Origin of the sequence: Helicobacter pylori FD535 (assembly GCF_000296015.2) — a bacterium.
Lineage (GTDB): Bacteria > Campylobacterota > Campylobacteria > Campylobacterales > Helicobacteraceae > Helicobacter > Helicobacter pylori_CT.
Genome location: NZ_AKHP02000015.1, coordinates 1 through 4,807 on the forward strand (window position 1 = coordinate 1; position 4,807 = coordinate 4,807).

3 protein-coding genes and 1 pseudogene are annotated in these 4,807 nt (G+C 38.0%); all 4 read right to left on the minus strand.

Features of this window, described 5'->3' with window-relative positions; all coding sequences use genetic code 11:
- Positions 1–112: 112 nt before the first annotated feature.
- A complete protein-coding gene (locus DV63_RS11150) occupies positions 113–628 on the minus strand; it encodes a hypothetical protein (RefSeq protein WP_000231344.1) in 516 nt (171 codons plus the stop codon).
- Between the two features lie 44 nt (positions 629–672).
- A pseudogene (locus DV63_RS18485) lies at positions 673–2,974 on the minus strand (hypothetical protein).
- Positions 2,975–2,986: 12 nt separating this feature from the next.
- Positions 2,987–3,781 carry a coiled-coil domain-containing protein gene (locus tag DV63_RS0209090; RefSeq protein ID WP_031202295.1) on the minus strand — a complete coding sequence of 265 codons (795 nt, stop codon included), beginning with the start codon at positions 3,779–3,781 and terminating at the stop codon, positions 2,987–2,989.
- A gap of 203 nt (positions 3,782–3,984) precedes the next feature.
- Positions 3,985–4,807, minus strand: an 823-nt coding sequence (locus DV63_RS11160) for a hypothetical protein (RefSeq protein ID WP_020982386.1), incomplete at its 5' end; no start/stop codon positions are given.

Sequence of the window (4,807 nt, forward strand, 5' to 3'; positions counted from 1 at the left end):
TCAAGCCATTCACTTCATCATTCAGTAACTCTTTAAAGCGTTCTAAATGATCCACAAACTCCCTGACTTCTTCGGTATCCATTTGCACTCTGCTCATCTGTTGTCCTTTCTTTTAAAAATTTTCTTCATTAGAATCGGGCTTTTTATCGCCGCTGATTCTAATGCTTCCACCCCCATAGCTAGGGGGTGTTTCCACTTCTTGTGCTTGGCCTCTTTCTCTTTTATATTTTTCTTGCTGGCTTTGGTGGTATGTTTTCATGCTGTCTATCACGATTATTTTATGACTACTCCCTAAATCAGCGTTGGTGAGCAATTTTTTGGCGCCATTACCCAAGCTATTAGAACGCTTGTCTTCTATTTTGAGCGACAAATTCCAATCCTTAAACCTCTCTAAAGCCTCCACCAACGCTACCACAAGCTTCCTGTCCCAGATGGAATTTTTCAGTTCCTTACACAAGGAAAAAACCTCGCTTGAACATTGGTAGTCATACAAAAACAAAAGGTCTAAGTTTTCTAAAAATTCCAAATTGCAACGCTCTTTAAAATTTTTCAAAAAGCCCTCTTTTAAAGGCAAAAAGCCTTCAAAAATAGGGATTAGCCCCTTGTCTTTGGCGTGTTTGAATACCATAACGCTTTATTCAATCACGACAAACATATACGCGTTCTTAGCCATCATAATTTTTCTACCTCGCTTTCATAGATTAATTGATCGCCTTTAAACAGCCCCACTTTAATGCTTTGTGAATCCACGCAGCACACCTTCACATCCACTTCTTCATGCTCTTCTAGCGCTATAAAAATGAGTTGTGCGTCTTGAATGCTTAAAGTGTTGGTGTTGGCTAAGGGTTTGTCGCTGTAGCGTATCTCTAACCCATCAAAGCCTCCCCATTCCTCTTTAGTTTGGAAAATCTGGTATTCATCAGGCTTTAGAGAATCCCGACTGATTCTAGAGTGGAATTTCCCTTCTCTCTCAATGCCTAAATCGTATTTAAACACAGGATTGGAATTGATAGAGGGCATTTCAATCCCGCCTACTTTGTTCCTGCTTTCTAAAAGCCCGAAAGCCACCCCGGTTTTGCAAGTGGGCTTTAAATAAGGCGGGATCTTAGAAATGTCTTCTCCTGTCAGCTCTAAAATCTGTTTGTCTGATTCTTCTGTGCCTAGCGGCTCATAAATAATGAACGTGAAATCCTCTTTAGAAGTCTTTTGCTTGTAATCTTTGAGCTGCTTTTCTTTGGCGTTTTCAAACGCTTGTTTGACCAGCACCGATTTGCTCGCATTCCCTCCTAAGAAAATATGAAACGCCCGACACTCATCGTCAATATTTTCAGCCATCACTTTAGAAAATCCTGCAAAGAAATTGGCAACGCCGTCATCTATCTTGTCTTTTAAGAGGTTTAAAAGCTCTTTGCAATCAACTTCGAGTTCGATTTCTGCTTTTTCTCCCCCATTCCTATCAAACAGGCTGATTTTAAAATCCTTTTCAAATTTGTCTATCTCAAACTCTTCATTTTCTTCTATCTTTTCTACAATGTCAGCGTTTAAATTTTCTAAAAAGGGGCGCAAACTAGAAGCAATCGTTTGCAAATTCAAGCGCACTTCTCTGGAGTTTTGCATAAAAGATCCAAAGCGTTGCGTATCGATCCGGTCATAGTTGGGCTTAGCGATGACAATGCCTTTTTCTTTCAGCGTTTCAAAATTTTGGGCATACGCTTCAAAAGCCAATAATTCCAATAGATTTTCACCGCCTAAAAATTTATACCCTCCGCTGCTGAAATGCGTCATTTTGTAAGCGGACTTAGGGTTAGTGCTTTTTCCCATTTGCCAAAGTCAAAATCCGTCGTCCCGCCCCCAAAATCAAACACCCCGTAATAAACGGGATTGTCTAATTTGGCTGATTTAAAAAACCCGTAGCTTTTTAAAGCGCTAAGGGCATACGCGCAAGGCTCGCTCGCTTTTAATTCCACTTTGAACATTTTAGCCGTTTTTTTCATCGTCAAAAACATGCCTGGGTAAGGATTTTTTCAAGCCTTTTTCAAAACTCTCTCTGATTTTTTCCGCTTGATGCTTTTCATACTTGATGGGATAGGATAAAAAGTATTTCAAAAACACGCCATTTTCCATGGTGTTGATTTGGAAAAAAACCGATACAAATCATTCCCTTTAGCGCTTGTAAGATTCTTTTGGGCTTCATGCGCCACTTCCATATCGTTCTTTTCTGTGAAAGGGCGCTGATTTAATGCGTTGTAATCTTTAAGAAACTTTTCTTTGTTTCTGAACTCTACTATCGTGGGGTTTTCAAACTTTTCCAAGCTCTCTGTATCCACATCCCCGCCAATAGAGAGCAAGCGGGGTGTTCCGTGCTTATCCAGATAGCTTGCAGTCGTGCTTTTAGTCCCAAAGTCAATAGCGACAACGCCAGTCTTGTTTAAATCTTTCAAACTTGAACGGGCATAGAAATTCACTTCTTTGCCGTTATGGTCTTTGGGTAAATTATCAAACCTAAAGGTTACGCTTTCTTTAGACAAGCTAGGCACTTCTAAATCCCAAAGCCCTCCATCTAAATCAAGCAATTGGCTTTGACTATAACTCTTAAGGCCTACCGCTATGCTATCCACATTGAGCATCTTTTCTTTAAATTTTTCAAAATCCACATCCACATCGCTATAAGAAACGATTTCTAAGGCTTTTTCTACGATCTCATGAGTGATCTTTTCAGCTTTTGCTAAATCCTCTATGAATTTTTGATTCTCATCAGAAAGATACCTTGAAGAAGCCTCATTATTGGCAATCGCATGGAGCGCTCTTAGCGCTTGCTTGAGAACTTGATTTGTTCTTCTTCTGACACTTCTTTTTTGAAATTAATCGGAGCTTTTTCATTGAATGCAGCTTTATTGTTTAAAGACAGATCGCACAAAATCTTTACTAACGGGTGGCCAATAGGCAGTCTTAAACTTTGTAAGGGTGTTACCATGTTATTTCTCCTTTATTGTGGTTTTGGTTGTTTTGAGAGTTGCTCTTTCAAGCTATCAACCCTCTCTTTGAGCGCTATATTCTCTTCTTCTAATTTTCTGTTTTGGCGTTTTAAATCCTCTATCGCGCTTTTAAAACGCCTGTTTTGCAAATCCAGCTCGCTTTTGTCTGTGGCTTCTAAGCTCTTCAGGCGCGCCATTTCTCGCTCCAGCTCGGCGTTTTCTTCGGCTAGATTTTCTTTAGCTTGCAACAATTGATCGTTAAAGTTTTCTAAATTTTTTTGAGTGCTTTCTAACTTTTTGAGTTTGTCGGTTAGGTATTGGTTGTCTTTTTCTGAATTAGCGCATAATTCTTCTAAAAACCCATGCGCATCTTGCAATTGCATGTGCTCATATTTTAGGCTATCTTGCTCTTTAGTGAGCGCGATAACTTGGTGGTTGAGCTTGTCGTTTTCGGTTTTCAGCTCGGTGTTTTTGTTAGTCAGATCGGTGTTTTCTTTAGTTAGATTTTCTTTTTCTCTTAACAATTCGGCTTTTTCTGTTTTCAGCTTTTCTCTAGCTTGCCATAATTGATCGTTAGAATTTTCTAACCCACTGACTTTTACAGATAAGTTTTCGTTTTCTTTAAATAACTCATTGTTTTTGTTGGTTAGATCGGTGTTTTCTTTAGTCAGCCTTTCTTTTGTTGTGAACAGTTTGTCGTTTTTTTGCCTTAATTGATTGTTAGAATTTTCTAACCCACTGATGCGGGCTTCTAACTCTTTCCTCACTGGATAGAAGCCAAAGCATTTTTCAATGAATGTTCCCATTTTATGATCCCATATCCACGATAGTGTAATATGGCGGTGTTTTTTATCGTAGTTATATCCTATTAAGACCACTCTTTGCATCTTGTTAGAAGTGTTTTGCTCTGGGTATAGCCTTTTGCATGTAGAGTCATAAGCGCTTGGCTCTTTCAAACGCTCAAATTTATTATCCTTAATATATTCAAAAAGCGAATCAAACAATTCGGCTAATTTTTCGCCCTTATATCGCTCCTCTTATCGCTTAATTCTTGGCTCGCTTTGTTATAAAGGCTTTCTACATAGTATTTGCTGTCGCTAAGAACGTATGCGATCAAATCCATTGCGCTATGAGTTTTTTCTACAAAGTTAAAATTCAAGCACCCTTTGACTTCTAAAAAGACTTCATAGAGTCTTTCTAATTTTTTGTATGGAGCGTGTTTTTGCTCTAACTCGTCTTTTTCTGTGGTTAGAGCTTTATTTTTTTCAGTCAGTTCTGTTTTTTCTTTAGTCAGATTTTCTTTTTCTTTTAATAACTCAGCTCTTTCATTTTCTAAAGCTTCCTGAGATTGTTCTAACGATTTTATTTGTTTTTGTAATTTGGTGTTTTCATCAGTCAGTTCTGTTTTGTCTTTAGCTAGATTTTCTTTTTCTTTTAATAACTCAGCTCTTTCATTTTCTAAAACTTGCCGAGAGTTTTTTAACTCATTCACTTGCTTTTGTGATGCGTTAAGCTGATTGTTTAGATTGTCTTTTTCTGTGGTTAGTTTTTGATTTATTTCAGCTAGTGCGGTGTTTTGACTAGCTAGCTTATCTTTTTCTCTATCCAGATCATTTCTTTCTCTATTTAATGCGGTGTTTGCTTCTTGGACTTTTTTAAGTGCTTCCTCTCTTTTTTGAGCGTCTTTTGAGTTTTCTTGGGTGTCGTTAGAGGATTTTCTAAAAAAGCGTCCTATGCAACGAGAGATTTTTATAAGGGGTTCAAGGTCTTCTAATTTTTTAAAGCGATCTTTAAGATCTTCAACAGATTTTAAAAGCTCTTCATTATCGGGG

Coding starts and splice junctions, on each gene's coding strand:
- DV63_RS11150 (WP_000231344.1), bottom strand. CDS start 628: ATGGTATTCAAACACGCCAAAGACAAGGGGCTAATCCCTATTTTTGAA.
- DV63_RS0209090 (WP_031202295.1), bottom strand. CDS start 3,781: ATGGGAACATTCATTGAAAAATGCTTTGGCTTCTATCCAGTGAGGAAA.